The 25,164-nt window shown below is 71.5% G+C and carries 26 protein-coding genes and 2 pseudogenes; 13 read left to right on the top strand and 15 right to left on the bottom strand.

The features are described 5' to 3' along the window. Window positions 1–36: 36 nt before the first annotated feature. Window positions 37–498 (bottom strand): Lrp/AsnC family transcriptional regulator, encoded by a 462-nt coding sequence (locus tag BEK98_RS16395; protein WP_094217252.1) that lies wholly within the window; start codon window positions 496–498, stop codon window positions 37–39. An 82-nt stretch (window positions 499–580) separates the two neighbouring features. Here BEK98_RS16395 and BEK98_RS16390 point away from each other — a divergent pair, with 82 nt between their 5' ends. Beyond that, on the top strand, window positions 581–1,201 hold the full coding sequence (locus tag BEK98_RS16390; protein ID WP_094217251.1) for a LysE family translocator: 621 nt from the start codon (window positions 581–583) through the stop codon (window positions 1,199–1,201). Here the strand turns inward: BEK98_RS16390 and BEK98_RS16385 are convergent, their stop codons facing one another. Next, complete coding sequence (locus BEK98_RS16385) at window positions 1,202–1,612, bottom strand: VOC family protein (RefSeq protein WP_094217250.1); 411 nt, start codon at window positions 1,610–1,612, stop codon at window positions 1,202–1,204. 331 nt (window positions 1,613–1,943) lie between these two features. On the opposite strand from BEK98_RS16385, the pseudogene BEK98_RS16380 reads away from it, so the two are divergent. Continuing rightward, window positions 1,944–2,255: pseudogene (locus BEK98_RS16380) on the top strand (HAD family hydrolase); the annotation flags it as partial. 77 nt (window positions 2,256–2,332) lie between these two features. Further along, the gene (locus tag BEK98_RS49990) at window positions 2,333–2,815 is read left to right on the top strand and encodes a helix-turn-helix domain-containing protein (RefSeq protein WP_341868973.1); all 483 of its coding nucleotides are present in this window, start codon (window positions 2,333–2,335) and stop codon (window positions 2,813–2,815) included. On the opposite strand, the gene BEK98_RS16370 is transcribed toward BEK98_RS49990, so the two are convergent. The 3 genes from BEK98_RS16370 to BEK98_RS16360 form a co-directional block, all read right to left on the bottom strand. After that, complete coding sequence (locus tag BEK98_RS16370) at window positions 2,806–3,099, bottom strand: YciI family protein (RefSeq protein WP_094217247.1); 294 nt, start codon at window positions 3,097–3,099, stop codon at window positions 2,806–2,808. The genes BEK98_RS49990 and BEK98_RS16370 overlap by 10 nt on opposite strands. A gap of 71 nt (window positions 3,100–3,170) precedes the next feature. Next, complete coding sequence (locus tag BEK98_RS16365) at window positions 3,171–3,653, bottom strand: nitroreductase family deazaflavin-dependent oxidoreductase (RefSeq protein ID WP_094217246.1); 483 nt, start codon at window positions 3,651–3,653, stop codon at window positions 3,171–3,173. Further along, window positions 3,653–4,891 carry an acyl-CoA dehydrogenase family protein gene (locus BEK98_RS16360; protein WP_094217245.1) on the bottom strand — a complete coding sequence of 413 codons (1,239 nt, stop codon included), beginning with the start codon at window positions 4,889–4,891 and terminating at the stop codon, window positions 3,653–3,655. Before BEK98_RS16360 ends, BEK98_RS16365 begins: the two co-directional genes overlap by 1 nt. A gap of 118 nt (window positions 4,892–5,009) precedes the next feature. Between BEK98_RS16360 and BEK98_RS16355 the strand changes: the two genes are divergently transcribed. Continuing rightward, window positions 5,010–6,179: a thiolase C-terminal domain-containing protein gene (locus BEK98_RS16355; RefSeq protein WP_094217244.1), complete on the top strand. Its 1,170-nt coding sequence runs from the start codon at window positions 5,010–5,012 to the stop codon at window positions 6,177–6,179. A gap of 90 nt (window positions 6,180–6,269) precedes the next feature. Then, complete coding sequence (locus BEK98_RS16350; RefSeq protein WP_094217243.1) at window positions 6,270–6,947, top strand: pyridoxine/pyridoxamine 5'-phosphate oxidase; 678 nt, start codon at window positions 6,270–6,272, stop codon at window positions 6,945–6,947. A 16-nt stretch (window positions 6,948–6,963) separates the two neighbouring features. Here BEK98_RS16350 and BEK98_RS16345 read toward each other — a convergent pair whose 3' ends face one another. From BEK98_RS16345 to BEK98_RS16335, 3 genes are read right to left on the bottom strand one after another with little or no spacing between them, the layout of a single operon-like run. Next, the gene (locus BEK98_RS16345; protein ID WP_094217242.1) at window positions 6,964–7,836 is read right to left on the bottom strand and encodes a GNAT family N-acetyltransferase; all 873 of its coding nucleotides are present in this window, start codon (window positions 7,834–7,836) and stop codon (window positions 6,964–6,966) included. 16 nt (window positions 7,837–7,852) lie between these two features. Beyond that, window positions 7,853–8,242 (bottom strand): Zn-ribbon domain-containing OB-fold protein, encoded by a 390-nt coding sequence (locus BEK98_RS16340; RefSeq protein ID WP_094217241.1) that lies wholly within the window; start codon window positions 8,240–8,242, stop codon window positions 7,853–7,855. Next, entirely contained in the window at window positions 8,242–8,688 is a 447-nt protein-coding gene (locus tag BEK98_RS16335; protein ID WP_094217240.1) for a DoxX family protein, read from the bottom strand. The genes BEK98_RS16340 and BEK98_RS16335 overlap by 1 nt, the downstream gene beginning before the upstream one ends. Before the next feature lie 215 nt (window positions 8,689–8,903). Here BEK98_RS16335 and BEK98_RS16330 point away from each other — a divergent pair, with 215 nt between their 5' ends. The 3 genes and pseudogenes from BEK98_RS16330 to BEK98_RS16320 form a co-directional block, all read left to right on the top strand. Further along, window positions 8,904–10,490, top strand: coding sequence for a subtype B tannase (locus tag BEK98_RS16330; RefSeq protein WP_094217239.1), 1,587 nt, complete (start codon window positions 8,904–8,906; stop codon window positions 10,488–10,490). A 284-nt stretch (window positions 10,491–10,774) separates the two neighbouring features. Continuing rightward, window positions 10,775–11,977 (top strand): flavin-containing monooxygenase, encoded by a 1,203-nt coding sequence (locus BEK98_RS16325; protein WP_094217238.1) that lies wholly within the window; start codon window positions 10,775–10,777, stop codon window positions 11,975–11,977. A gap of 77 nt (window positions 11,978–12,054) precedes the next feature. After that, window positions 12,055–12,381, top strand: a pseudogene (locus BEK98_RS16320) (transposase family protein); the annotation flags it as partial. 104 nt (window positions 12,382–12,485) lie between these two features. Here the strand turns inward: BEK98_RS16320 and BEK98_RS48560 are convergent. Further along, window positions 12,486–13,028, bottom strand: a complete 543-nt coding sequence (locus tag BEK98_RS48560; RefSeq protein WP_143684119.1) for a hypothetical protein — start codon at window positions 13,026–13,028, stop codon at window positions 12,486–12,488. A gap of 743 nt (window positions 13,029–13,771) precedes the next feature. Here BEK98_RS48560 and BEK98_RS16310 point away from each other — a divergent pair. The 3 genes from BEK98_RS16310 to BEK98_RS16300 all read left to right on the top strand — a co-directional run bounded on the left by BEK98_RS16310 (window position 13,772) and on the right by BEK98_RS16300 (window position 17,264). Next, window positions 13,772–14,170 carry a transposase gene (locus tag BEK98_RS16310; protein ID WP_167444180.1) on the top strand — a complete coding sequence of 133 codons (399 nt, stop codon included), beginning with the start codon at window positions 13,772–13,774 and terminating at the stop codon, window positions 14,168–14,170. Window positions 14,171–14,265: 95 nt separating this feature from the next. Next, window positions 14,266–16,485, top strand: coding sequence for an acetate--CoA ligase family protein (locus BEK98_RS16305; protein WP_094217235.1), 2,220 nt, complete (start codon window positions 14,266–14,268; stop codon window positions 16,483–16,485). Further along, window positions 16,482–17,264 carry an enoyl-CoA hydratase/isomerase family protein gene (locus BEK98_RS16300; protein WP_208643119.1) on the top strand — a complete coding sequence of 261 codons (783 nt, stop codon included), beginning with the start codon at window positions 16,482–16,484 and terminating at the stop codon, window positions 17,262–17,264. Before BEK98_RS16305 ends, BEK98_RS16300 begins: the two co-directional genes overlap by 4 nt. Window positions 17,265–17,270: 6 nt before the next feature. Here the strand turns inward: BEK98_RS16300 and BEK98_RS16295 are convergent, their stop codons facing one another. After that, entirely contained in the window at window positions 17,271–18,197 is a 927-nt protein-coding gene (locus BEK98_RS16295) for a YybS family protein (protein WP_244201874.1), read from the bottom strand. Window positions 18,198–18,277: 80 nt separating this feature from the next. On the opposite strand from BEK98_RS16295, the gene BEK98_RS16290 reads away from it, so the two are divergent. Next, a complete protein-coding gene (locus tag BEK98_RS16290) occupies window positions 18,278–18,892 on the top strand; it encodes a flavin reductase family protein (RefSeq protein WP_094217233.1) in 615 nt (204 codons plus the stop codon). A gap of 6 nt (window positions 18,893–18,898) precedes the next feature. On the opposite strand, the gene BEK98_RS16285 is transcribed toward BEK98_RS16290, so the two are convergent. Beyond that, window positions 18,899–19,132 carry a hypothetical protein gene (locus BEK98_RS16285; protein WP_094217232.1) on the bottom strand — a complete coding sequence of 78 codons (234 nt, stop codon included), beginning with the start codon at window positions 19,130–19,132 and terminating at the stop codon, window positions 18,899–18,901. A 49-nt stretch (window positions 19,133–19,181) separates the two neighbouring features. Continuing rightward, window positions 19,182–20,483 carry an MFS transporter gene (locus BEK98_RS16280; protein WP_094217231.1) on the bottom strand — a complete coding sequence of 434 codons (1,302 nt, stop codon included), beginning with the start codon at window positions 20,481–20,483 and terminating at the stop codon, window positions 19,182–19,184. Window positions 20,484–20,599: 116 nt separating this feature from the next. Between BEK98_RS16280 and BEK98_RS16275 the strand changes: the two genes are divergently transcribed. Then, window positions 20,600–21,640: a GlxA family transcriptional regulator gene (locus tag BEK98_RS16275; protein ID WP_094217230.1), complete on the top strand. Its 1,041-nt coding sequence runs from the start codon at window positions 20,600–20,602 to the stop codon at window positions 21,638–21,640. On the opposite strand, the gene BEK98_RS16270 is transcribed toward BEK98_RS16275, so the two are convergent. The 3 genes from BEK98_RS16270 to BEK98_RS16260 all read right to left on the bottom strand — a co-directional run bounded on the left by BEK98_RS16270 (window position 21,598) and on the right by BEK98_RS16260 (window position 25,137). Then, window positions 21,598–22,830, bottom strand: coding sequence for an MFS transporter (locus BEK98_RS16270; protein ID WP_244201873.1), 1,233 nt, complete (start codon window positions 22,828–22,830; stop codon window positions 21,598–21,600). The genes BEK98_RS16275 and BEK98_RS16270 overlap by 43 nt on opposite strands. A 109-nt stretch (window positions 22,831–22,939) precedes the next feature. Beyond that, the gene (locus BEK98_RS16265; RefSeq protein ID WP_094217229.1) at window positions 22,940–23,989 is read right to left on the bottom strand and encodes a Zn-dependent alcohol dehydrogenase; all 1,050 of its coding nucleotides are present in this window, start codon (window positions 23,987–23,989) and stop codon (window positions 22,940–22,942) included. After that, window positions 23,989–25,137: an acyl-CoA dehydrogenase family protein gene (locus BEK98_RS16260; RefSeq protein ID WP_094217228.1), complete on the bottom strand. Its 1,149-nt coding sequence runs from the start codon at window positions 25,135–25,137 to the stop codon at window positions 23,989–23,991. Before BEK98_RS16260 ends, BEK98_RS16265 begins: the two co-directional genes overlap by 1 nt. Window positions 25,138–25,164: the final 27 nt, after the last annotated feature.

The raw sequence follows: 25,164 nt of genomic DNA, 5'->3' as shown, positions 1-25,164 counted from the left end.
GAGGCCGAGGAGCCCGGTGCGCCGGCGCCGGCCGTGCTACCCCCGCGCCGCGGGCAGCGGCCGGTCCTGCACCACGTGCTTCATCACCAGCGTCGAGGTCAGCCGCTGCACGCCCGGCAGGGTCGCGAGCCGCTCGTCGTACAGCCGCTGGAAGGCGGCGAGGTCGGCGGTGGCCACCCGGAGCAGGTAGTCCGGTTCGCCGAACAGCCGCTGGGCGTCCAGGACGTGCTCCAGCTCGCTGACCGCCCGCTCGAACTCGGCGACCGTCTCCCGGTCCTCCTGCCGCATGGAGACGAAGACCAGCGCCTCGAAGTTCAGCCCGAGCGCGGCCGCGTCCACCACCGCCCGGTAGCCCTGGATGGCACCGGAGCGCTCCAGCTCGCGCAGCCGCCGGTGGCAGGGCGAGACGCTCAGGCGCACCCGGGCGGCCAGCTCGGTCACGGTCAGCCGCCCATCCTGCTGCAGCTCGGCAAGGATTTTCCGGTCCACGTCGTCCATGAAGAAGATAATTGCTCAGATCTCACGATCATGGGCAAACTTCAGGAACACTTTCGGGCCATTCACGCCTAATGTCCCCTGCATGGACTCAGGACTGCTCTTCTCCTTCCTCGCCGTGGACCTGCTGCTGGTGTGTGTGCCGGGCGCGGACTGGGCGTTCGTCATCGCGACCGCCCTGCGCGGCCGCTCGGTGCCGCGCGCGGTGGCGGGCCTGGTCTCCGGCTACGCCCTGCACACGGTCCTGGCGACGGCGGGTCTCGCGGTCCTGGTGGCGGGCTCGCCCCGGCTGCTGACGGCGCTCACGGTGGCGGGCGCCGGGTATCTGCTCTGGCTGGGCTGGGGGGTGCTGCGCCGCCCGGCCGTCCCGGGCGCGGCGGACGAGACCGCCGGCACCGAACGGGGCCTCTTCCTGCGGGGCGCCACGATCAGCGGCCTGAACCCCAAGGGCCTGCTGCTCTACCTCTCCGTGCTCCCCCAGTTCCTCACCCTCCGCGGCGCCCACCTGCCGGTACCCGCGCAGACCGCCGCACTGGGCCTGCTGCACATGGCGTGCTGCGCGGCCGTGTACCTCAGCGTCGGCGCCCTGGCCCGCGTCCTCCTGTCGGCCCGCCCGGCAGCGGCCCGCGCGGTCACCCGCACGTCGGGCGCGGCGATGCTGGGAATCGGTGCGTTTTTGCTGGTGGAGCGGTTGGCGACGCTCTAATTAGTCGCGCTTGGGCCAAGTCGGGCCCTGGTCGGTCCAGATGACGCCCTTGTTGCGGCACAGGCAGAAGGGGTGGCCGATCGGGTCGGTGTAGACCTGCCAGCCGTAGCCGTTGGGGCCGATGAAGTCCTGCCTTAGCGTCGCGCCGAGGTCGAGGACGCGGCGCTGCTCGGACTCGATCTCGTCCACTTCGAAGTCGAGGTGGAACTGCTTGGGGTGCTCGCTGTCGGGCCACTGCGGAGCGCGGTAGTCATCCACCCGGATGAATGCCAGCTCGATCTCGCCGAACTGGATGCCGGCCCAGTCCTCAGAGCTGCCTTCCTTGATCGGACGGCCCGTCACCTCGGAGTAGAAAGCCGCCAGCTTCATCGTGTCCGGGCAGTCGATAATGAAATCGGTGAGTCGCAGCATCCCGCGATCTTGGCACAAGCTCACACCCGACTTCGAGAGCAGGCCCTAAGTAGCTCCGCTGAGGTGCGGGAGCAAAAAATTCCTGGGGGCTTCGCCCCCAGACCCCGTTCACCAGGGGCCGCCAGGTTTGTACCGCAGGTGCGGATCAGCAGCGGACTTCGGCGGAGCCGCTTAGACACACCCTGCAGCACGGAGAGGCGCCCGCCTACGCCCAGATCGGGCAGGCGGTCGGCATGAGCAGCCGCGCCTCCGTCCACTACCAGCGCTGGCCGCGGAGGGTGCGATCGTCCGCGAGCCGGGCCTCCGCCGCGGGATGCCCCTGACCTGATGCGGCCAGATGCTCCGCCGGCTCGAGCTGCCTGCCGACGTCATCGCCACATCGGGGGAGTGGGGTGTCGCCAAGCCGGGCTCCCGCTTCTTCGAGCGCGTTCTGGAGGTGGCCCAGGCGCCTGCCGAGCGCACCCTGTACGTCGGCGAGCACCCGGCGAATGATGTGCTTCCCGCGAAGGCGGCCGGGCTCAAGGCAGCGCATCCACGGCGGGGTCCCTGGGGCTATCTGTGGGCGACCGACCCGGACGTCGCCGGAGCTGCTGACTGGCACATCGACAGCCTCACCGAGCTGGTCGGCATCACCGGTCGCTGATCAACGAGTCGGCCCCGCCCCGGAGGGGAGCTGTTCCCGTACACGCAGCGCGGTGGCGCGCGTACCGTTCGGAGCGGATGAACCGAACGGGAGCCAGGATGCCCACACTTACGTACCCGGGGGTGGGCCGTCGCATCGCCTACCAACGCAGGTTGGCCCGCATGACGCAGCAACATCTGGCCGACGCTGCGGACGCCTCTCTCGGCGCGGTACGCAAGATCGAGCGCGGCGAGCGCAACCCCAGCGAGGACATGCTGGAGGCCTTCGCGGATGCCATGGGCGTCGACGCGGCCGTGCTGCGCTACGACGCTGAGACGACACGGACCTTAGGACGATCAGATCGCCTTCGTCTTCGACGGGGGAACCCTGCCCCAGGACCAGGCCGACCGGCTGCGCCCCAGGGACGAGGAACTGGCCGAGGCCGCGTTCGTCACGCCGGACGAGGCCGGCGCCCGGCTCGGCGAACGCATCCGGCGCCGCTTCACGGCCGCCATCACGGCCGTTACGGCAGGACGGCCGCTCTACCTCCACGACGGGGCACCCCGGCTGCTCAGCCCTGAGACTGAAGCTCCTCCAGGCCGGCTGCCATCAGCAGCGGCGTGAACTCCACCACGTGGTGCTCCGCTACGCCGTTGACCACATACGGGTCGGTGGCCAGCAGCAGATCAATCTCCGCGGCTCGCATCCCAGGGGCGATATAGACACCCCCGACCGACTGTGGCTGACGGCCCGCCATGAGGAGCAACCGCCGCGCGATGAGGTCATTCAGCCACTCACCGTGGGCCGGCCTCCACCGATCCACCTCGTCAAGCGGCGCTGTGTACGTCACGGTAACAACGAACATCCTCGGACCATAGAGGAGCTTCGTGCCTCACGACGACCGAATTCTGTGACCCCCTGCCCCATCGGACAGGCCTAGCCCTCCACGGCCGTCAGCCGAAAGATCCTGATCTCCCGCTCCACCCGCGCCTGATACGTCGCGTACGGCGGCCAGAACGCCAGCAGTGCCTTCCAGCCGGCCGCCCGCTCCTCCCCCTCCAGCAGCCGGGCCGTGACGGGGATGTCCCGGCCCTTCCAGCTGATGGAGGCGTCCGGGTGGGCGAGCAGGTTGTGGGTCCAGGCGGGATGGTCGGTCCGGCCGAAGTTGGAGCCGACGAGGAGCCAGCCGCGCCCGTCCTCCTCCGGCATGCAGGCCAGCGGCGTCCGGCGCGGCAGGCCGCTCCTCGCCCCGGTGGAGGTGAGGATCACCCCCGGCAGCAGCTGGGCGCTGAGCAGCACCTTTCCCCGGGTGAGCCGGTGGACGGCCCGGTCGAGGGCCGGGATCACATGCGGGGCGACCTTCGCGAAGGCCCGGGTGGCGGACACCTTCTGCACGAACCGCACGCCGACGCCGGCCATCAGACCGCCACCTCCCCGCGCACGAACAGCCCGGCCTCCTCGGCGGCCCGGTCCCGCAACCGGTGCACGGGCCCGAACAGCAGCTCGTCCCCGGCCGCCCGTTTGAAGTACAGGTGGGCCTCGTGCTCCCAGGTGAACCCGATCCCGCCGTGCAGCTGGACGGCTTCTCCGGCCGCACACCGCAGCGCCTCCAGCGCCTGCGCGAGCGCGAGCCCGCCCACTCGCCCACCCGTCTCCCGCCACCGCCCTTCCAACGAGGCGCTTCGCGCCGCACCTTCTGATTCGTGCGCGGTCGCCCAGGCGGCGTAATACGCGGCCGAGCGCGCGGCCTGCACGCCCACGTACACGTCCGCCAGCCGGTGCTTGACCGCCTGGAAGGAGCCGATGGCCCGCCCGAACTGCTCCCGCTGCCCGACGTACTCCACGGTCCGCTCCAGCGCCCGGTCGGCGGCCCCCACCGCCTCGGCGGCGAGCACGGCGGCGACGGTGTCACCGAGTCCGGCGAGGGCGGGAAGCACGTCCTGGTCGGCCGGGCCCAGCAACTCGGCGGGTACGTCCCGGAGTTGGATCCGTCCCTGCGGCCGGGTGGCGTCGAGGGCGGTCTGCCGGGCCCGTACGACCCCCACGGCGTCCCCCGCGACCAGGAACAGCAGCGTCCGGGACCGCGCGAACCCGCCGGTGTGCGCGGCGACGACGAGCAGCCCCGCGCTGTGTCCGTCCAGCACCTGGTCGACCTGCCCGTACAGCCGCCATCCGTCCCCGCTCTGCCGGGCCTGCACGCCCCCCGCCCGGCCCCCGCCGGCCCACGGGCCGGCGTTGCCGCCGGTCAGGGACAAGGCCGTGGTGAGGGCAGGGCCGGGGACGGCGAGGGCGGCGGTGAGGGTGCCGTCGGCGATGCGGGGCAGCAGGTCGGCGCGCTGGGTCTCGGTGCCGAGCGCGAGGACCAGCGGGGCCGCGAGGACGGAGGTGGCCAGCAGCGGGGAGGGGGCGAGCATGCGCCCCACCTCCTCGCAGGCGAGGGCGAGTTCGGTGGCCGAGCAGCCGATGCCGCCGTAGGCCTCGGGGAGGGCGAGCCCGGGCAGGCCGAGCCGGCCGGCGAGCGCGGACCACAGGGCGGGGTCGTACCCGGCCGGGCTGTCGACGGCGGCCCGCAGCGCCTCGGCGTCACAGCGTTTGCGGAGCAGTTCACGCAGGGTGCGGCGGATCTCGTCCTGCTCGGCGGTGAGACGCGTGTCCATGGCTGATCCGATCCCTCCGACCTGATCTGACGGTGCGTCATGTTAGGGCGGGCGGGGAGGGATGCCCAGGGGTGCGACACCTGCCGCGGGCACCCATATCTGATGTACCGTCAGATTCATGAAGCCCGGGAACCGGAAAGTCGCCGTGGCCGGGGTGGCCCTCTCCGACTGCGGCCGCGTGGACGACACGACCCCGTACACCCTGCACGCCCAGGCGGCCCGCCGCGCCCTCGCGGACGCGGGTCTGGACCGCACCCTGGTGGACGGCTTCGCCTCGGCGGGCCTCGGCACGCTGGCCCCCGTGGAGGTGGCCGAGTACCTGGGCCTGCGCCCCACCTGGGTGGACTCCACCTCCGTCGGCGGCTCGACCTGGGAGGTCATGGCGGCCCACGCGGCGGACGCGATAGCGGCGGGGCATGCGAACGCCGTCCTGCTGGTCTACGGCTCGACGGCGCGGGCGGACATCAGGGCGGGCCGCAGAACGGGCAACCTGTCCTTCGGTGCGCGCGGCCCGCTCCAGTTCGAGGTCCCGTACGGCCACACGCTGATCGCCAAGTACGCGATGGCGGCCCGCCGCCACATGATCGAACACGGCACGACGATCGAGCAGTTGGCCCAGGTGGCGGTCCAGGCCCGCGCCAACGCCGCCCTGAACCCCGAGGCGATGTTCCGCGACCCGATCACGGTCGACGACGTCCTGTCCGGCCCGATGATCGCCGACCCCTTCACCAAGCTGCACTGCTGCATCCGCTCGGACGGCGGGGCGGCGGTCCTGCTGGTGGCCGAGGAGTACGTGCGGGACTGCCGTACGGCCCCCGTCTGGATCCTCGGCACCGGCGAGCACGTCTCCCACGCCACGATGTCCGAGTGGCCGGACTTCACGGTCTCCCCGGCGGCGGTGAGCGGCAGGCTCGCCTTCGAACGGGCCGGAGTGCGGCCGTCCGAGATCGACTTCGCCGAGATCTACGACGCCTTCACCTACATGACCCTGGTGACCCTGGAGGACCTGGGCTTCTGCGCGAAGGGCGAGGGCGGGGCGTTCGTGGAGAAGGGCCGGCTGCTGGTCTCCGGGGACCTCCCCGTGAACACGGACGGCGGCGGCCTGTCCGCCCAACACCCTGGCATGCGGGGCCTGTTCCTGCTGGTGGAGGCGGTACGGCAGCTGCGCGGGGAGGCGGGCGAGCGCCAGGTGCGACGGCCGGACGGGAAGGTGCCGTACCTCGGGGTCGCCTCCGGCACGGGGGGCTGGTTCTGCTCCTCGGGGACCGTGGTGCTGGGCCGGGAGTGACGGCTGCGGTACCGGGACGCTCGACCTCCCCCGTCCGCACGCGAGATTCCGCCGTTCCGCCCCTTTTCGCCCGGCGCCATACTCGGGGGCATGGAAACGGATCTTCACGAGCTTCTGCGTTCCCTGCGGGTGTGGTCGCCCGAGCTGACGGAGCTACGGCCCTTCGACCCGGACCAGGCGCCCGCGACACCGCTGCCCCTGTTCACGAGCTGGTTCGCGGAGGCGGTGGAGGCGGGCCAGCCGGAGCCGCACACCATGGCGTTGGCGACGACGGACGAGGACGGCCGTCCGGACGTACGGATCGTGATGCTGCACGGCGCGGACGCCGACGGCTGGTCCTTCGCGACCCACGCCACGAGCCGCAAGGGCCGGGCCCTGAGCGCCCACCCGTACGCGGCCCTGGCCTTCTACTGGCCGGTGCTGGGACGGCAGGTGCGGGTGCGGGGCCCGGTGACGTCGGCACCCTCGCAGGAGAGCCAGGCGGACCTGCACGCCCGCTCGACCGGGGCCCTGGCGGCGGCGCTCACCGGGCGGCAGAGCGCGGAGCTGTCCTCGCTGGAGGAGCTGCGGCAGGCGTCGGAGTCGGCCTGGGAGCGGGCCCTGCAGAACCCGACGGAGCCGTCCGAGACCTGGACGCTGTACCGCCTCCAGCCGGAGGAGGTGGAGTTCTTCCAGGGGGACGCGGCGCGCAGACACGTACGCCTGACCTACCGCCGTACCGCGGCGTCGAACGCTTCGGGGTGGTCGCGGCAGTTGCTGTGGCCCTGAACGGCGACAGGCGGTCTCACCCCCCGAACTCCCACACCGCGAAGTCCGCCACGCCCCGGTAGCCGATCCGCTGGTAGAGCCCGTTGCTGGTCGGGTTCGCGAGGTCGGTGAAGAGGAGGATCTCCTCCGTCCCGGACTCCCGGGCCACCCGGCTCACCTCGCCGGTGACCGCGCCCGCGTAGCCACGGCCGCGCAGGTGCGCCGGGGTGTACACCGCCTGCACCCGCACCTGTCCGGCCGCCTCCGGTGTCACCCCGGCCATGGAGACGGGGGTGCCGTCGGGGGTCTCCCAGAGGGTGAGGCCGCCGTGGGCGAGGCGGGCGTCGGTCCACTCGCCCGCGTCCTGTACGGCGGGCAGGCCGACCGCCGCCATGAACTCGCCGTACCAGCGCATCAGCAGGTCCCGGTCCGCCGGCCCGGCCACCCTGGGGCTTCCTTCGGGCAGCCGCTCCGGCGCGGTCAACTCCGCCAGCCGGTAGAGCCGTTGACGCTGGTGGATCTTGCCCGCCGTGCCGGTGCGCCGCTGCCAGGCCGTCGCGAACGCGGCCGCCGTGTCCCGTTCGGCAGAGATACCGGAGACGCCGGAGACCGGATGGCCGAGGTCCACCAGCCGGGCCGCCAGCGCGTCGGCCTCCGCCGTGCCGAGCGGGGTGGCGTTGACCGGGAAGGGCGGGGTGTGCAGGAGCGTCGCCCGGACCCCGCCGTTCTCGTCCCGCAGGGTCGCGAAGAGCGGTGGCTCCTCGCTGTACGCCCGCAGCCCCCGCCTGCGCAGCGCGTCCGTCACCGTCAGCTGCACCGTGTGCAGGGCCGGCCGGGAGCGCAGGAAGTCGCCGGCGTGGGTGAGGAACTCGTCCAGGTCGTGGGTCAGGTGCCAGGCGTCCGGATGCATCCCCCCATGGTTCCGCTCAACCGCCCGGCCCGAACACCGGTTTTCCCTCCCGGAACGTCACCCGCAGGGGCATCCCGGCCACCATGTCCCGGCACTCCACCAGCTCCGTCATCATCCGCGGCCCCTCCGCCAGGTCCACCACCGCGGCCACGTACGGGGTGCGGTCGCCGAAGGGCGGGAGGTCGTTGCGGTGGACCGTGGACCAGGTGTAGAGGGTCGCCCGGCCGCTCGCCTCCTCCCAGATCACCTCCTCGCTCCAGCAGTGCGGGCAGAACTCGCGGGGGTAGTGGTGGGCCCGGCCGCAGGCACCGCAGCGGCGGATCAGCAATCGCCCCTCCGCCGCCGCGTCCCAGTACGTCCGTGTGAAGGCGTCCACCTCCGGTACGTCGAACCTCGCCGCCCCCATCAGAACCACCCCAGCGCGCTGTCCACCGACCACGTCTGCCACGCCATCCCGAACAGCCCCACCACCGAGATGAGCGCCATCATCGAGTTCTGCCCCTGCTCCGCCCAGTCGTGGATCATGAGGGTGAGGTAGACGAGGTTCAGCAGCAGACCGCCCACCAGGGCGACCGGGGTCAGGAAGCCGGCGACCAGGCCCAGACCCAGCGCCAGCTCCGCGTAGAGCACGACGTAGGCCATGACCCGCGGCCTCGGCTTCACCACGACCGCGAACCCCGAACGGACCGCGTTCCAGCGGTGCTTCTCCGCCACGTCCGCCGCCCAGGCGATTCCGCTGCCCTCGAACCACGTCTTCTTGTCCTTGTGCCGCCAGCTCTCCAGCCACCACAGGCCAAGACCTATGCGCAGCACCGCGAGCCACTCCGCGCCGTCGAGCCAGATCGCATCCATGGATCTGACGGTACGTCAGATGGCAGGGAAAGCCGAGGGGGCCGCCGTCGATTGGCTGTGCGTTCGCCGTGGGGCTATGGGCGCCCTGTGAATCACCCGCAGATTGTTGACGATTTTGTCGACGCCAAATTACGTTCACCGACGCAAGGCAAGAGTCGGCGATACGAGAGGGCAACATGGCCGAGCACAGGGCAGTAAGGCGCAGGACTGTAGTCATGGGCATCGGCGCCACGGCCGGTGTCGCGGCAGTGGGCGGTATCGCCCTCAGCGCGCAGGCGTCGAGCGACTCGGCGTCCTCGGGGGCGGCCGCGGACTCGCTGGTCTTCGACCCGGACGGCTACACCAAGCTGACGACGACGGTCACGGACACCGACGGCACCGACCACGCGGTCACGTACCACTTCTGGAAGGCGATCACCTACGTCGCCCATCCGGTCGACAAGACCTACCAGAGCCTCAACGTCAGCGTCCCCGTCGAGATCGACGGCACCGCCGTGGACGCCTCCGACGCCCCGATCCTGTTCGCGAACTCCGTCGGCGGGTACATGCCCTCCTCGGTGGCCGACGCGACCGGGATCGGCGGCGCGGGCATGGCCGGTGGCGGAGCGCCGGGAGGCACGCCCTCCGGCAGCGCCGCGCCGAGCGCCTCCGCCCCGGGCGCGAACGGCAACACCAACGCCACCGGCGGCGCCCTGAACAGCAACCAGCTCCTGGCCCTGGCCGCCGGCTACGTCGTCGTCGAGCCCGGCGCCCGCGGCCGTACCCTCAAGAACTCCGGTGGCGAGTACTACGGCACCGCTCCGGCCGTGATCGTCGACCTCAAGGCGGCCGTGCGGTACGTGCGGTTCAACAAGGGCCGCATCCCCGGCGACGTCGACCGGATCGTCTCGGCGGGCACCAGCGCGGGTGGCGCCGTGTCCGCGCTGCTCGGCGCGTCCGGCGACAGCCCGCTGTACGACAAGTACCTCAAGGAACTGGGCGCGGCCGACGCCGGCGACGCGATCTTCGCGACCGGCGCCTGGTGCCCGATCACCGACCTCGACCACGCCGACGGCGCCTACGAGTGGAACTGGGGCACGAACGTCACCCAGTCCACCGGCAAGGTCGTCGACCAGAGCGTCTCCAAGGACCTGATCTCCCAGTTCGCCGAGTACCAGGCCTCTCTCCACCTCAAGGGCCTGAACGGCTTCGGTCCGCTCACCGCCCGCAACCTGGACGACTACCTCGTGCAGCAGTACCTGGAGCCCTCGGCCACCAGGTACCTCACGGACCTGTCCGACTCCGACCGCGCGACCTACCTCGCCGCGAACACCTTCATCACCTGGAAGAACGGCAGGGCCACCTTCACCTGGGCCGACTTCCTCACCCACGTGGGCGCCCGCAAGAAGACCACCCCGGCCTTCGACGCCTTCGACCTGTCGGCGGGCGAGAACAACGAGTTCGGCGCCGGGACGACCGAGGCCCGCCACTTCACGTCGTACAGCCTGAAGCACGACACCACCGGTTCCGCCGGCACGCGCCTCGACAGCGACATCCCCGAGAAGCTGCGGCTGATGAACCCGATGCCCTTCCTGGCCGGGAAGGCCAACCCCGGCCGCTCGAAGCACTGGTGGATCCGCCTCGGCACCAAGGACTCGGACACCTCGCTGACCGTGTCCGCCAACCTCGCGGCGGCCGCCGCCGGCCTCGGCGACGAGGTCAATCACCTCTACTACTGGGACCAGGGCCACGGCGCCAACACCGACCCCGGCGACTTCATCAAGTGGATCGCCAAGGTCACCGGGTACCGGAAGGCCCGGTAGACCGGAAGGCCCCATAGACCGGCTGGACCGGCAGCAGACCGCGGTGTCCGTCTCCCGTCATGCTTCGGACACCGCCCCGCCGCGACGCCTGGCCCCTGCGCACCGGGGCCGGGCGTCGCGGTGTGCGCGCACCACCTCACCCACCACCTCGCGCACCACTTCCGACCATCCGAGACGACTACGACACCTGTCCCACCCACATCTCCCACCGATGTGATCAATCCGCAACCAATTCCGGTCTTGACCGAGACCCATCAACGGAGTGGGTGATTACGCTCGCGCTCATGGCCGTCTCCCGCCCCACCCCCGCGCATCTCTCCGCGACCCCCGCCGACCGTCCCGTGTACGTCATCGGCGCCGGCCCCGGCGGACTGGCCGCCGCGTACGCGCTGCGGGCGCGGGGCATACGGGCCGTGGTACTGGAGAAGGCCGACGAGGTGGGCGCCTCCTGGCGGCGCCACTACGACCGGCTCCATCTGCACACCACCCGCCGGCTGTCCGCCCTGCCGGGGCTCGCGATGCCGCGGAGGTTCGGCCGCTGGGTGTCCCGGGACAACGTGGTGCGGTACCTGGAGAAGTACACCGAGCACCACGAACTGGAGATCGTCACCGGTGTGGAGGTGTTCCGCGTCGAGCGGTCGGCGGACGGGCAGGGCTGGCTGCTGCACGCCTCCGGCGGGCGGGAACTGACCGGCAGCGCGGTGGTCGTCGCCACCGGCTTCAACCACACCCCGCGCGTGCCCGAGTGGCCCGGCCGCGACTCCTACACGGGCGAGCTCGTGCACGCCTCTGAGTACCGCAACCCCGCCCCCTACGCCGGCCGCGACGTCCTCGTCGTCGGCGTCGGCAACACCGGCGCCGAGATCGCCGTGGACCTGGTGGAGGGCGGGGCCTCCCGCGTACGGCTGTCCGTCCGCACCGCCCCGCACATCGTGCGCCGGTCGACCGCAGGCTGGGCCGCCCAGTACACCGGCGTGCTGGTACGACACCTGCCAGTGCCCGTCGTCGACCGGCTCGCCAAGCCGATGGCCAAGCTCAGCGTGCCGGACCTCTCCGCGCACGGTCTGCCCCGCCCCGGCACTGGCCTCTACAGCCGGGTCAACGAGGGGTCGATCCCGGTGCAGGACGTCGGCCTGATCGACGCGGTCCGCAAGGGCACGGTCGAGGTCGTGGCCGCCGTCGAGGGCTTCGAGGACGGCAAGGTGGTCCTCGCTGACGGCACCCGTATCGAGCCGGACGCGGTGATCGCTGCCACCGGTTACGCCCGCGCGCTGGAGAATCTGGTCGGCCACCTCGACGTGCTCGACGCCCGCGGCAAGCCGGTCGTGCACGGCGCCCGCACCCCGGACAACGCCCCGGGTCTCTATTTCACTGGCTACGCCAACCCCATTAGCGGCATGCTCCGAGAACTGGCGATCGACGCGGTGAAGATCGCAAAAGTCATCGCCAGGGACGGCGGACGGCAGGTCACCCGACTCCCTGCCTGACGACGGTCTCCGAAGCCCCGTCTGACGTAGGGCCCTCATTGGGCCGTAACGGCGTGGCGGGCAATTGAAGATCAGGGCGAGCCATCGGGGAGATCCGCCGTCTGCTCGCCGACCGTGGTTTCGCCGTCCCCGGCCGGCCGGGGCTTCGGCTGCGGACCCTGGCCGACGTCTTCGCCTACGCGGCTGCGGAAGGCGTGACGCTGCGGATCGACGGCACCGAGGCCCAGGTCCGTCGTCCCAAGGCCCACCGGCCCGGCCACTGCGCGTTCGTTTCCGGCAAGAAGAAGCAGAACACCTGCAAGACCACCACGATCAGCAAGGGCCAGGGCCGCACCCTGTGGCCCGGCGCTGACCGTCCCGGAAGAATGCATGACCAGACCGCGGTCCGCACCGAGGGCATTGCAGATGTTCACCACTTCGGGAGGCAGCAGAGGCACCATGGATTCGAACGGTCCGTGAGCTTCGGCTCGGGAGCAGGAGTGTGCGCGCTCGTCAGACGCCGCTGTGGTCAGGGGTCGGCCGACTCCGGGTCGGAGCGTGTGTCGATGACGTCCAGGTCCGCTATGTCCATCAGCCTTTGCATGAGCCGGCCAGAGAGGTCGGCTCTAGCCTGCCCCGCTTCGTCCAAGGCCTTCTGCGCCGACTCAAGTGCTCCTGAATAGCGAGAGTCATCCAGAGGCAGTCTGACCAGAGCACCCACGCGTGCGGTGGCGAGGTCGAGCGCATCCAAGATCAGCCTCTGCTCGGATTCGTTCAATCCAACGGCGCGATCGCTGACGCGGGCCCTCCTCGGCGGGCCCTCCGGGCGCCGAGCTGCGACGCGCAGCCTCCTCTGCACCCGCTGCTGGACATAGGACCCGTCGCTGCTCCGAGTAGCGACAATGACGACACCGTCACGAACGCCTTCGTAGACCGCCTCGGTTACGGCATCTCTGGCCTGACGAGCAGACGTCCGGAAGTCATGGTCGACGGCGTGGCCTTGTTGGACCTCATCCAACGTCACTTCCAACAGGTGGCACCAATCGCCGACCACTCTGCGTATGAGGGCCACACGCGCTACCCGGGCGCTTTGACGCTCATGTGCCCTCGCCGCTGCGGCCTCCGCCTGTGCCTGCTCACGCTGCCGCTCAGCTTCTTGGCGCGCTGCCTTCTGCACCTGTAGAGGACCCCAGTACGCCGCGGCTCCTGCGACCACAGCACCGCCCAACGCACCGAGCAGACCGTAGACCGCCTCCTGCATGCCCCCGCCTCCGGTCGCGCCGCAGCTCGCGCCAGACGTTGTCCAGCCGCTCAGTCATACGCTCCATCGTCATGCCGCACAACGCCCCGTGCGACAACCGAAGCCAATGAGGGATACCAGGGACTGGCCAACGAGTTCTTCGACCAGGTCAGCGCGCCGCCGAAGAAACCGAAGGACGACGACGCCTCGCTCGGCGAGCAGAGGGCAACAGTTCCGACAAGTCAGGCTGCGGTTGCACGAACCTCGATTCGACCGAGATCGAGAACGCTGTCTGGTCCAAGGCGACCAAGCTTCTCTCGGACGAGGCCCGCCTGAGGGCTCTTGCCGCGGTCGAGAAACTGCGGGAGGAAGTCGAGGGCTGGCGAAAGCAGCTCGAAGAGGTGCAGCACTGGCTGTCCGAGTATGAGCAGACACAGGCGGGGCGAACGCCATCGTCTCGTTCGCCCGCTCCTCCCCGGAGCGGCTGGCGAGCCTGGATGCGGCCGAGAAGGCCGAGATCTTCGACATGTTTCGCATCGTCGTTCTCCCCGAGAAGGGGACCCCGGCACTTCTCGATGACCAGCCTGGACCTGCGGCAGGCCCTGAGCGGGATGCTGCACCGCCTCCGCCATGGGGCGGAGTGGTCCGAGATCGAATCGTGGGGTCACGCAGAGGCGATCCGCCAGCGGCAGGGAGTCTGGTTCCGCAGCGGCGCATGGCAGGCCCTGACGGAACATCTGACCACCGACGGACGGGGGACGGCGGCGCACCGCCACCCGACGATTCCGCTCCTGCATGTGGTGGGTGAGATCCGTTCGGGTGTCCTGACCCTGGCGGGAGCCACGGAGGACGACCTCACGGAACTCACAGAAGGTGAATCAGGCAACCCGATCAGCTGGATGTTCCGCGAACTGGCCCTGGACGCCGGGAAGATCGCGCGGGCCATGGCCAAGGAGTTTCGCACCGGAGAGTAACTTTGCCGTTCCGACCCATTCCTGACGCTCCGTCAGTTCAAGTAATCTGACAGAGCGTCAGTTATGTGTGGCTGTCTCACAGGGCGGGCGGAACGATGCTTGGATCAACCCACGGCACCCTCACCACCGACTCCCGCCGGGCCCGGGTCATCGCCTGCGGCGAGCAGCGGCCCGGACCCGTCGTCCATGATCAGGTCGACGACCTCGACGTCAGCGGGCGGCCGCTGTACGCGGACGTACCGGATCTGGCGCGGTTCTTCCGGCCCGAGTCGCTCGCCGTGATCGGCGCCTCGGACGCCGAGGGGCGGCCGAACACCGGGATCACCCGGCAACTGCTGGGTTGGGCCGAGCGGGTGGGGGCGCGGGTGCACCCGGTGCATCCGACCCGGCCGTCGGTCTTCGGCATCCCGTGCACCGCCTCCGTCGCCGACCTGCCCGAACAGGTCGACCTGGCCGTGCTCCTGGTGGCCGACCCGCTGCCGGTGATCGAGGAACTCGCCGAGACGAAGGTGCGGTTCGCCGTCGCGTTCGCCTCCGGGTTCGCGGAGACCGGCGAGGCGGGGGCCGAGGCGCAGCAGCGGCTCGCGGACGCCGTACGGCGGTCGGGGCTGCGGCTGCTCGGTCCGAACACCAACCTGAACGCCTTCGAGCGCTTCCGCGACGACCTGGACGGACCGGCGATCGCGCTCATCACCCAGTCCGGACACCAGGGCCGCCCGCTCTTCGCTCTCCAGGAGCTGGGCATCCGGCTCTCCCACTGGGCGCCGACCGGCAACGAGGCCGATCTGGAGAGCGCCGACTTCATCTCCTGGTTCGCCGAGCAGCCCGAGGTGGGCGCCATCGCCTGCTACGTCGAGGGCATCAAGGACGGCCGCGCCTTCCTGCTGGCCGCCGACCGCGCCGCCCGCCGCAAGGTGCCGGTGGTCGCGGTGAAGGTGGGCCGCACGGAGGCGGGGGCCCGTACGGCCGCCTCGCACACCGGCAAGCTCACCGGTGCCGACGACGTGGTGGACGCGGCCATGCGGCAGTACGGCGTCATCCGCGTCGACGGCCTCGACGAACTCCAGGACACGGCGGCCCTGTTGGCCCGGGCGCGGACTCCACAGGCCGACGGGGTCGTCGTCTACTCCATCTCCGGCGGCACGGGAGCACATGTCGCCGACCTGGCCGCCGGGCTCGGCCTGCGACTGCCGACGCTGTCGCCGGACAGGCAGGCCGAACTGCACCAGTGGATCCCGGAGTACCTGAGTGTCGCCAACCCGGTGGACAACGGCGGGCATCCGGTGGGCGACTGGCGCGGTCGGAAGATCATCGACGCGATCCTGGCCGACCCTGAGGTCGGGGTGCTGATCTGCCCGGTCACCGGCCCGTTCCCGCCGCTCAGCGACAAGCTCGTACGCGACCTGGTCGAGGCGGCGGAGGAGACGGACAAGCTGGTGTGCGTGGTGTGGGGCTCGCCGGTCGGCACCGAGCCGGCGTACCGGGAGGTCCTGCTCGGCTCCTCCCGTGTGGCCACCTTCCGCACGGTCGGCAACTGCCTGACCGCGGTCCGCGCCTGGCTCGACCACCACCGCTTCGTCAGCGACTACCACTCCCCCTTCGACGAGGCCCCGCGCCACCCCTCCCCCTCCTTCCGCAAGGCCGACGCCCTGATGCGCCCCGGCCAGCAGCTCAGCGAGCACGCGGCCAAACAACTGCTGCGCGCCTACGGCATCCGGGTACCGCGCGAACAGCTGGTGACCAGCGCCGCGGCCGCCGTACGGGCCGCCGCCCAGGTCGGCTACCCGGTGGTGATGAAGGCGTCCGGCGCGCAGATCGCCCACAAGACCGAGCTGGGCCTGGTGAAGATCGGTCTCACCTCGGCCAGTCAGGTCCGGGACGCCTACCGTGAGCTGACCGACATCGCCCGCTACGAGGGGGTCTCGCTGGACGGTGTCCTGGTGTGCCAGATGGTCGAGCAGGGCGTCGAGATGGTCGTCGGGGTGACCCACGACGAGCTGTTCGGGCCGACCGTGACCGTCGGGCTGGGCGGGGTGCTGGTGGAGGTCCTGCACGACGCGGCCGTCCGGGTGCCCCCGTTCGGCGAGGAACAGGCCCGTGACATGCTCACCGAACTGCGCGGACGGGCCCTGCTGGACGGCGTCCGCGGACGCCCGCCGGCCGACCTCGACGCCCTCGTGGAGGTCGTGCTGCGCGTCCAGCGCATGGCCCTCGAACTGGGCGGCCAACTGGCCGAGTTGGACATCAACCCGCTGATGGTGCTGCCCCGCGGGCAGGGCGCGGTGGCGCTGGACGCGCTGGTGGTGTGCCGATGACCGACCTCGGGCACGACATCCGGGACCAGGTCTCCCACCTCACCCTCGACCGCCCCGAGTCCCTCAACGCGCTCACACCCGGGATGCGGGACCGCCTGATCGGACTGCTGGAGGAGGCGTCGGCGGATCCGGACGTTCGGGCTGTCGTCCTCACCGGGACCGGGCGGGGATTCTGCGCGGGAGCGGATCTGCGGGGTGGGAGTGTCGGGGAACGCCTCCCGGGAGACGTGGCGCGCACCCTCCGCCTCGGCGCCCAGCGGCTGATCGCCGCCGTACTGGACTGCGAGAAGCCGGTGATCGCCGCCGTGAACGGCACGGCGGCCGGACTCGGCGCGCACCTGGCGTTCGCCTGCGACCTGATCCTGGCGGCCGAGTCGGCCCGCTTCATCGAGGTGTTCGTACGACGCGGACTCGTACCGGACGGCGGTGGCGCCTATCTGCTGCCCCGGCTGATCGGTCCGCACCGGGCCAAGGAGCTGATGTTCTTCGGGGACGCGGTGTCGGCGGCGGACGCGGAACGGCTGGGCCTGGTCAACCTGGTGGTTCCGGACGGCGAGCTGGAGAAGACGGCCCGGGAGTGGGCGATCCGGCTGGCCGCCGGCCCGACCCGCGCGCTGGCCCTCACCAAACAGCTGGTGAACGCCTCCTTGGACGCCGACCGGGCCACCGCCTTCGCCGCCGAGGCGGCCGCGCAGGAGATCAACATGACGACCGAGGACGCCCGGGAGGGACTGCGGGCGTTCGTGGAGCGCAGGGGTCCGGAGTTCCGGGGACGGTGAGGCTCCTCAACCGCGGGTCGGCTTGAGGATGCGCAGTGAGCCCCCGTCCGGGTCGCCGAAGAGGACGAACAGTTCGGGGGTGTCCTCGCTGCCGCCGATGGACCAGAAGGTGTCCTCGCCGCAGGTGCCGTCGAGCTTGAGCAGGACGCCGTCGCGCTCGGTGCCGCCCGAGTCGTCGTCGGGCTCCCAGGTGCCGGATCCCCAGCACACGACGTAGTCCCGGAAGTGGTCGTCGGCGAACGGGGGCCGGGTGGGCAGCTTGACGGCCTCCGCGCTGCCGTCGGGGTGCAGCCGCAGCTCGGCTCCGCCCGGTCCGTGCCAGACCCCCGCCAGTTGGGCGCGGGTCAGCTTCGGGGGCTCGTACTCCTGGATCAGGCCGGTCTCGGTGGCGAGCACCCCACCGCCGAACGCCAGCACGAAGAGGACGACCGAGCCGACCGCCGCCCGCCACCACACCCCCCACTGCCGCCAGCCGCGTCGGCGGGCGAGGCCGACCCAGAGGGTGGGCAGGAGTCCGAGGGCGGCCAGGGCGGGGACCGCGGTGCCGAGCGGCCAGCCGAAGAGGGCGCCGGTCACTTCGGCCCAGAAGAGGGCGGGGGCAACCAGGGCCACCACATGCCAGACCCACCCCGGGCCGGGCAGATGCCGGCCCGCGAGCCGCGCGAGCACCACCGAGGGCAGGGTCAGCGCGAACGCCGACAGCACGCCGAGGATCGGAAGCAGGAGCGGTGCGAAGAGGAGGAAGCACAGCGCGCCGAGGGCTCCGCCCAGCCCGGCCCCATAGCTGTCGTGGGTGGTGGTGTCGTAGATCCACCACAGCAGTCCGGCCGCGGGCAGCTGGGCGCCGCCGAGGGCCGCCGCCGCGCTCAGATCATCGGGTGCCCAGGTCGGCCTGGTATTCGGCAGCGTTCCACGTGTCTCGTCCCACCCCATGGGCGCAGCGTACGGGCATGCTTTCGGCCATCGACCACCCCCTTCCCATCTGACGGCCCGTCAGCTTCAATGGAGGTGTGATGGGACACGCAGGGGCGGCGGCCGCAGCCGTCCGGTATCTCGGGTCGGCCCCGGCGCCGGGGCCCGTGGAGGCGCTGCCGCGCCCGGAGTTGCGGTGCGTCCGGGAGGACGAGCGGGCGCCGCTGGACCAGACGGAGTTCCGGCGCGTGCTGGGGAGCTTCGCGACCGGGGTGACCGTGATCACGGCTCCCGCCGCCGAGGCCTCGGCATCCCCCGCCGGCTTCGCCTGCCAGTCCTTCTCGTCCCTCTCCCTCGACCCGCCCCTGGTCTGCTTCATGGTCGGCCGTACGTCCACGACCTGGCCGCGCATCGCCCGCGCGGGCGTCTTCTGCGTCAACGTGCTCGGCGCCGACCAGGGCGAACTGTGCCGGGCCTTCGCGGTGAGCGGCGCGGACAAGTTCGCGGGGGTGCCGTACGACACGGCACCCGTCTCCGGCTCCCCGCGCCTCACCGGCGCCGCCGCCTGGATCGACTGCACGATCCATGCCGTACACACCGGCGGCGACCACCTCATCGTCGTGGGCCGGGTGGACGCCCTCGGCGCCGCCGAGCGGGGCGATCCGCTGGTCTTCCACCGGGGGCGGTTCGCGCGGCTGGGCGGCGACTCCGCATGAGCCGGGTCAGCTGGCGCTCATCCCGCGTTCCGGCCAGCTGCCCCTCTCCTCATACAGCGAGTTGATCTTTCGCGAGGCCTTGAGGAACAGGTGGTCGGCCTCGCCGTCGACCGGTTCCGATGAACGAGTGGCCGTGTTCAGGGAGAGTTGGCGGTCCATCTCCGCCGGGTCGGCGCCGAAGGAGTAGCGAATGGACCCCGGCTGTTCGGACTCCTTCTTGAAGTAGACCAGTGCGGCCACTACCACTCACCCTCGGAGTCTTCGCGTTTGTTCAACGGAATCCTTCAGTTCAGGACAGCGCGGGCACCGGAGCCGGGCTTCGCCTGATCACCAGGGCCATCAGGGCCGCCGCCGCGCACAGGGTGCCCGAGGCGTACCAGACCATGTCGTAGGTGCCGAAGACGTCACGGGCGACGCCGCCGAGGAAGGCGACTAGGGCCGCGCCGACCTGGTGGGAGGCGAGCACCCAGCCGAAGACGATGGCGCTGTCCTCGCCGTACTGCGCCCGGCACAGGGCCAGGGTAGGCGGGACGGTGGCCACCCAGTCGAGGCCGTAGAAGACGATGAAGAAGATCATCGGGGGGTGGACGGACGGCCCCAGCAGCATGGGCAGGAAGAGGAGCGAGATGCCGCGCAGGGCGTAGTAGACGGCCAGCAGACGGCGCGGTTCGAAGCGGTCGGTGAACCAGCCGGAGGCGATCGTGCCGACGACGTCGAACACCCCGATGACCGCGAGCAGCGAGGCCGCCGCCGTGACGGGCATGCCGTGGTCGTGGGCGGCGGGCACGAAGTGGGTCTGGATCAGGCCGTTGGTGGAGGCACCGCAGATCGCGAAGGTCCCGGCGAGCAGCCAGAACGGGCCGGTGCGCACGGCGGAGGAAAGCACCGAGAGCGTGCGGCGGGCGGCTCCGGTGACCGGCGCCGGCTTCGGTATGAACTCCTTCGCACCGTACGGCTTCAGGCCCACGTCGGCCGGGTGGTCGCGCAGCAGGATCCACACGAACGGGACGACGGCGAGCGCGGCGAGCGCGACCGTCACGGCGGCCGGGCGCCAGTCGTAGGACTCGACCATCCAGGACAGCAGCGGCAGGAAGATCAGCTGGCCGGAGGCGGAGGCGGCGGTGAGGATGCCGCTGACCAGCCCGCGCCGCTCGGTGAACCAGCGGTTGGTGACCGTCGCGGCGAAGGCGAGCGCCATCGAGCCGGACCCCAGGCCGACCAGCAGACCCCAGCACAGCAGCAGCTGCCAGGCCGCCGTCATCCACACGGTCAGGCCGGAGCCGAGCGCGATCACCGTCAGCGCCACGGCGACCACCTTGCGGATGCCGAAGCGGTCCATCAGCGCGGCGGCGAACGGCGCGGTGAGCCCGTACAGCGCGAGGTTGATCGAGACGGCCGCGCCGATCGTGCCGCGCGACCAGCCGAAGTCCTCGTGAAGGGGGTCGATGAGCAGGCCGGGCAGGGAGCGGAAGGCGGCCGCGCCGATGATCGTGACGAACGTGACGGCGGCGACGAACCAGGCGCGGTGCACACGGGAGCGCCGGGGACGCGGGGCCTGGACGGGGGCTGCTGCTTCGGTTGTCTGAGTCACGTCATAAAGAGTCCTGTTTTCGCTCCCGCACCTCGAGTGGCCCGAAGGACAGCATTCGCTAGGATCGGGCCATGGAGGATCGAGCTCTGAAGGATCGAGCCACGGAGGATCAGGTCATGAAGGATCAGGCCACGACTGCCGGCCAGGATTTCGGCCGCGACTTCGGCCGGGACTTCCGTCCGCACCGGGTCGCCGTCCTCGCACTGGACGGCCTGCTCCCCTTCGAGCTGGGCATCCCGCACCGGATCTTCGGCCGCCCGCGGGACGCCGAGGGCCGCCTCCTGTACGAGGTCGTGACCTGCTCGGCCCGGCCGCCCGGCCCGGTCGAGACGGACGCCGACTTCACCATCCACGTCCCGCACGGCCCGGAGGCGCTGGAGACCGCCGACACGGTGATCGTCCCGGCGTCCTACGAACTCGGCCCGGTGTACGAGGAGGGCAGGCTGACCGACGAACTCACCGCCGCCTTCGCCCGCATCCGCCCCGGCACCCGCCTCGCCTCCATCTGCACCGGCGTCTACGTCCTCGCCGCCGCGGGCCGGCTGGACGGCCGCCCGGCGACGACCCACTGGGCGGACGCCGAGCGCTTCCAGCACATGTTCCCGCGGATCAAGGTGGACGCGGACGTGCTGTTCATCGACGACGGGGACGTGCTGACCTCGGCCGGGGTGGCCGCCGGGATCGACCTGTGCCTGCACATGGTGCGCCGCGACCACGGCACGGCCGTCGCCAACGACGTGGCCCGCCGCACGGTCGTCCCGCCCCACCGCGACGGCGGCCAGGCCCAGTACATCCACCGCCCCGTCCCCGACCCCCAGCTCGCCACGACCACCGCGGCCCGCGCCTGGGCCCTCGGCCGCCTGCACGAGCCGATCCAACTGCGGGACATGGCCGAACAGGAGGCCATGTCGGTCCGCACCTTCACCCGCCGCTTCCGCGAGGAGGTCGGCGTCAGCCCCGGCCAGTGGCTCACCCAGCAGCGCGTCGAACGCGCCCGCCACCTCCTGGAGTCCACCGACCTCTCGGTCGACCAGGTGGCCCGCGACGCCGGCTTCGGCACGGCCCAGTCGATGCGGCAGCACTTGCAGCAGGCGTTGGGGGTGACGCCGACGGCTTATCGGCGGACGTTTCGGACGGGGGTCGCCGGGGCGGTGTAGGAGCGTGCCCTGTGCCCTGGCCCGGCTCCGGGACGACGCGCCCTGCGTATCTCCCCCCACCACCCGACCCCCGTCAGCGCCAGTGTCAGGCCCACGCCCGCCAGGATCGCCGTCGAGGGGGCCGTCAGTCTCAGCAACGCCCCGGCCAGGGAACCTGTCGCCGCGTAACCGGCGCTCACGGCTGAGTACATGACCGAGTAGCCGGCGGCCAGCGCACCGGGCGGCAGCGCTTCCCGCAGGGACAGGTTGCGGGTGAGCATCGCGCCCGACTGGAGCAGGCCGGCCACGGCGAGACCGGCACCGATGCCGGCGAGGTCCGGGGTGACGGCGACCAGGACCACGGCCGACGACATCCCGCACAGCAGCAGCACGCTGCGCGTGGGCAGCCGGCCCGGCCAGGAGCGCAGGCCGTACAGGAACGCGCCCACACCCGCGGCCGCCGACATGCCCAGGAGCAGCGGGCCCGACCAGCCGACGCCGATGCCCCTCTGCTCCAGCAGGGCAGGCAGGACCAGTTCGGCGAGGGCGAGCAGGGACAGCCCCGCCGCGCCGGTGACGTAGACCGGCCAGGCGGACGCCACCACCCGCAGCTGAGAGGTTCTCCCGGTCCGCTCCTCCGTCTGCCAGCCCTCCGGGAGCAGCCACAGGCCCGCCACCGAGACCCCCATCAGCGCCGCCGCGAGCAGCGGGGGCACGCCCGGGTCGACACCCAGCGCGAGGCCGGTCACCGCCGCCGGGGCGATGGCCCAGATGGCGGAGGTCAGCATGGACTCCACCGACAGGGCCTGCTCCGCCGCGTGCCCCGGGACCAGTGAGGTGAGCAGGGCGCGCAGGCCTCCCGAGACCGCCGACGGGGCGGCACCGGCGAGGAACGCGAACACCGCGAGTATCACCGGATGCGCTCCCGGCAGCGCGCCCAGTCCCGCGAAGCCCACGGCACCGCCGGCGAGTCCGGCAGCCAGGTGGGGCCGGGCCCGGCGGGCGTTCAGGCGCAGGCCCAGCACCGGGGCGCCGATGATCTCGCCGAGAACGTAGACCGCCGCCAGGGCCGCTCCCAGGGTGTAGCCGCCCGGTCGCTCGCGGACCAGGAACACCAGGGCCAAGGGAGCCATGGCCACCGGCATGCGTGCGGCCACGGCCACGAAGGCCCAGGTCAGGACCTGCTTCGAGGCGACATCGCGATAGCTCATGCGAAGACGGTAGGCGGCACCTCCGACAATCGGCCCGGCAATTTCCCCTGCCTGTGGATAACTCCCCGACGCAGCACCCCCGGCACGCACACCACTCGACCCCACGTACTCAGAACGTCAGCACCCCCCGCGCCACCCGCCCCGCCTCCGCGTCCGCCCGTGCCTTCTCGAAGTCCTCCACCGGATAGGTCGCCGTCACCAACTCGTCCAGGAGCAGGCGGCCTTGGCGGTACAGCTCGGCGTACAGGGGGATGTCCCGCTGGGGGCGCGAGGAGCCGTAGCGGCAGCCGAGGACGGACTTGTCGAGGAACATCGAGGAGACGACGAAGGACGCCTCAGCGGCCGCCCGGGGTACGCCGAGCAGAATGGCCTGGCCGTGCCGGTCGAGGAGGTCGATCGCCTGGCGGATCAGCTCCACGCGGCCCACGCACTCGAAGACGTGGTCGGCACCCGTAGGCAGGATGTCCCGGACGCCCTCCGCCGAGGTCAGGAAGTCGGTCGCGCCGAACTGCCGGGCCGCCTCCTCCTTCGCCGGGTTGGCGTCCACGGCCACGATCCTGACGGCCCCGGCAAGGCGCGCGCCCTGCAGGACGTTGAGGCCGATACCGCCCGTGCCGATGACGACCACACTGTCGCCACGGTCCACCCGGGCCCGGTTGAGGACCGCTCCGACCCCGGTCAGCACCCCGCAGCCGATCAGCGCCGCCGACGGCAGCGGAATGTCCTTCGGGATCCGGACCGCCTGCACCGCCTTCACGACCGTACGTTCCGCGAAGGCCGAGTTGCAGGCGAACTGGTGGACCGGCCGGTCCCCGCGGCTGAAGGGCCGGCCCGGGCGGCCGATCGCCCGGCGGCACATGGTCGGCCGGCCCCGGTCGCAGTCCGGGCACGTCCCGCAGTTGGCCAGCGTGGACAGGGCCACATGGTCGCCGGGCGCGACATGCGAGACGCCCGCACCGACCGCCTCCACCACCCCGGCGCCCTCATGACCCAGCACCACCGGCACCGGGAACGGGATGGTGCCGTCCACCACCGAGAGGTCGCTGTGGCACAGCCCGGCCGCCGAGATCGCCACCAGCACCTCGCCGGGCCCCGGGTCCCGTACCGCCAGATCGTCCACCACCTGCACCTGCTTGCCGTCGAACACCACACCGCGCATCACACGACCCCCTTCGGCTCTCTCGGCAGACCGAGCACCCGCTCGGCGATGATCGTGCGCTGAACCTGGTCCGAGCCGCCGTAGATGGTGTCGGCCCGGGAGAAGAGGAACAGGTGCTGGTCGGGATCGAGTTCGTACGGCGCCGACGCCGACCAGTCCGCAGGCCCCACGGAAGCCTCCGCACCGCGCACCGCCACGGCCAACTCCCCGAGCCGCTGGTGCCAGTTGGCCCACAGCAGCTTGGCCACACTGGGCGCGCCCGCGTCACCGGAGCCGCCGAGGGTGCGCAGCGCGTTCCAGCGCATGGCCCGCAGCTCGGCCCACTGCCGCACGAGCCGGGCCCGTAGGACCGGGTCGTCGACGGCACCGGTGCGTACGGCCGCCCGTACGACCCGCCCCAGCTCCTCGGCGAATCCGATCTGTTGGGCCAGCGTCGACACCCCGCGCTCGAAGCCCAGCAGACTCATCGCCACCCGCCAGCCCTGCCCCTCTTCCCCGACGACGTGCTCCTCGCGCGCGTGTGCCCCGTCGAAGAAGACCTCGTTGAAGTCGCTGGTGCCGGTCATCTGACGGATGGGCCGCACCTCGATACGCCCCGGCTGGTCCATGGGCACGAGCAGAAAGCTGAGGCCTTGATGGCGACGGGAGCCGGGATCGGTACGGGCCAGCACAAAGCACCAGTCGGCCTCATGGGCGAGCGAGGTCCAGATCTTCTGACCGCTGATCCGGTAGGACGCCCCCTCACGCACCGCCGACGTCCGCACCCCGGCCAGATCGGAGCCGGCACCCGGTTCGCTGTACCCCTGGCACCACAGCTCCTCCCCGGCGGCGATCGGTGGCAGGAAGCGGCTCTTCTGCTCGTCCGTACCGTGAGCGAGCAGCGTGGGGGCCAGCAGGTTCTCACCGATGTGCCCGGAGCGTGGAGGCGCCCCCGACCGCGCGTACTCCTCGGCCCAGGCGACCTGCTGAGTGAGGCCGGCGGTGCGGTTCCCGTACCCACCCTCGGGCCAACCGAGCCCGATCCAACCGGCTTTCCCGAGGGTGCGTTCCCAGGTACGGCGGTCCTGCGCGCTGTCGGCATGCGCCACCAGCCAGCCACGAGCCTCGGTACGGAACGCCTCATCCTCGGAGGTGAATTCAAAGTCCACGGGCCTCTCCTCTCAGCACCGACCGCG

The sequence above is a fragment of the Streptomyces diastatochromogenes genome, from assembly GCF_002242805.1.
In the GTDB taxonomy this organism is placed as follows: Bacteria; Actinomycetota; Actinomycetes; order Streptomycetales; family Streptomycetaceae; genus Streptomyces; species Streptomyces diastatochromogenes.
The sequence above is the reverse complement of the archived record's forward strand: the minus strand, read 5'-3'. Positions and strand labels throughout refer to the sequence as shown.

What these genes read in the sequence shown, in the direction of transcription:
- BEK98_RS16325 (WP_094217238.1), top strand. Translation starts at nt 10,775, where the DNA reads ATGGCCGTCTCCCGCCCCACCCCCGCGCATCTCTCCGCGACCCCCGCC.
- BEK98_RS16265 (WP_094217229.1), bottom strand. Translation starts at nt 23,989, where the DNA reads ATGCGCGGTGTGGTGTTCGACGGCAAGCAGGTGCAGGTGGTGGACGAT.
- BEK98_RS16385 (WP_094217250.1), bottom strand. Translation starts at nt 1,612, where the DNA reads ATGCTGCGACTCACCGATTTCATTATCGACTGCCCGGACACGATGAAG.
- BEK98_RS49990 (WP_341868973.1), top strand. Translation starts at nt 2,333, where the DNA reads ATGAACCGAACGGGAGCCAGGATGCCCACACTTACGTACCCGGGGGTG.
- BEK98_RS16395 (WP_094217252.1), bottom strand. Translation starts at nt 498, where the DNA reads ATGGACGACGTGGACCGGAAAATCCTTGCCGAGCTGCAGCAGGATGGG.
- BEK98_RS16350 (WP_094217243.1), top strand. Translation starts at nt 6,270, where the DNA reads ATGGAAACGGATCTTCACGAGCTTCTGCGTTCCCTGCGGGTGTGGTCG.
- BEK98_RS16335 (WP_094217240.1), bottom strand. Translation starts at nt 8,688, where the DNA reads ATGGATGCGATCTGGCTCGACGGCGCGGAGTGGCTCGCGGTGCTGCGC.
- BEK98_RS16365 (WP_094217246.1), bottom strand. Translation starts at nt 3,653, where the DNA reads ATGGCCGGCGTCGGCGTGCGGTTCGTGCAGAAGGTGTCCGCCACCCGG.
- BEK98_RS16370 (WP_094217247.1), bottom strand. Translation starts at nt 3,099, where the DNA reads ATGTTCGTTGTTACCGTGACGTACACAGCGCCGCTTGACGAGGTGGAT.
- BEK98_RS16310 (WP_167444180.1), top strand. Translation starts at nt 13,772, where the DNA reads ATGACCAGCCTGGACCTGCGGCAGGCCCTGAGCGGGATGCTGCACCGC.
- BEK98_RS16390 (WP_094217251.1), top strand. Translation starts at nt 581, where the DNA reads ATGGACTCAGGACTGCTCTTCTCCTTCCTCGCCGTGGACCTGCTGCTG.
- BEK98_RS16270 (WP_244201873.1), bottom strand. Translation starts at nt 22,830, where the DNA reads ATGAGCTATCGCGATGTCGCCTCGAAGCAGGTCCTGACCTGGGCCTTC.
- BEK98_RS16330 (WP_094217239.1), top strand. Translation starts at nt 8,904, where the DNA reads ATGGGCATCGGCGCCACGGCCGGTGTCGCGGCAGTGGGCGGTATCGCC.
- BEK98_RS16300 (WP_208643119.1), top strand. Translation starts at nt 16,482, where the DNA reads ATGACCGACCTCGGGCACGACATCCGGGACCAGGTCTCCCACCTCACC.
- BEK98_RS16360 (WP_094217245.1), bottom strand. Translation starts at nt 4,891, where the DNA reads ATGGACACGCGTCTCACCGCCGAGCAGGACGAGATCCGCCGCACCCTG.
- BEK98_RS16305 (WP_094217235.1), top strand. Translation starts at nt 14,266, where the DNA reads ATGCTTGGATCAACCCACGGCACCCTCACCACCGACTCCCGCCGGGCC.
- BEK98_RS16355 (WP_094217244.1), top strand. Translation starts at nt 5,010, where the DNA reads ATGAAGCCCGGGAACCGGAAAGTCGCCGTGGCCGGGGTGGCCCTCTCC.
- BEK98_RS16290 (WP_094217233.1), top strand. Translation starts at nt 18,278, where the DNA reads ATGGGACACGCAGGGGCGGCGGCCGCAGCCGTCCGGTATCTCGGGTCG.
- BEK98_RS16295 (WP_244201874.1), bottom strand. Translation starts at nt 18,197, where the DNA reads ATGGGGTGGGACGAGACACGTGGAACGCTGCCGAATACCAGGCCGACC.
- BEK98_RS16275 (WP_094217230.1), top strand. Translation starts at nt 20,600, where the DNA reads ATGAAGGATCAGGCCACGACTGCCGGCCAGGATTTCGGCCGCGACTTC.
- BEK98_RS16340 (WP_094217241.1), bottom strand. Translation starts at nt 8,242, where the DNA reads ATGGGGGCGGCGAGGTTCGACGTACCGGAGGTGGACGCCTTCACACGG.
- BEK98_RS16345 (WP_094217242.1), bottom strand. Translation starts at nt 7,836, where the DNA reads ATGCATCCGGACGCCTGGCACCTGACCCACGACCTGGACGAGTTCCTC.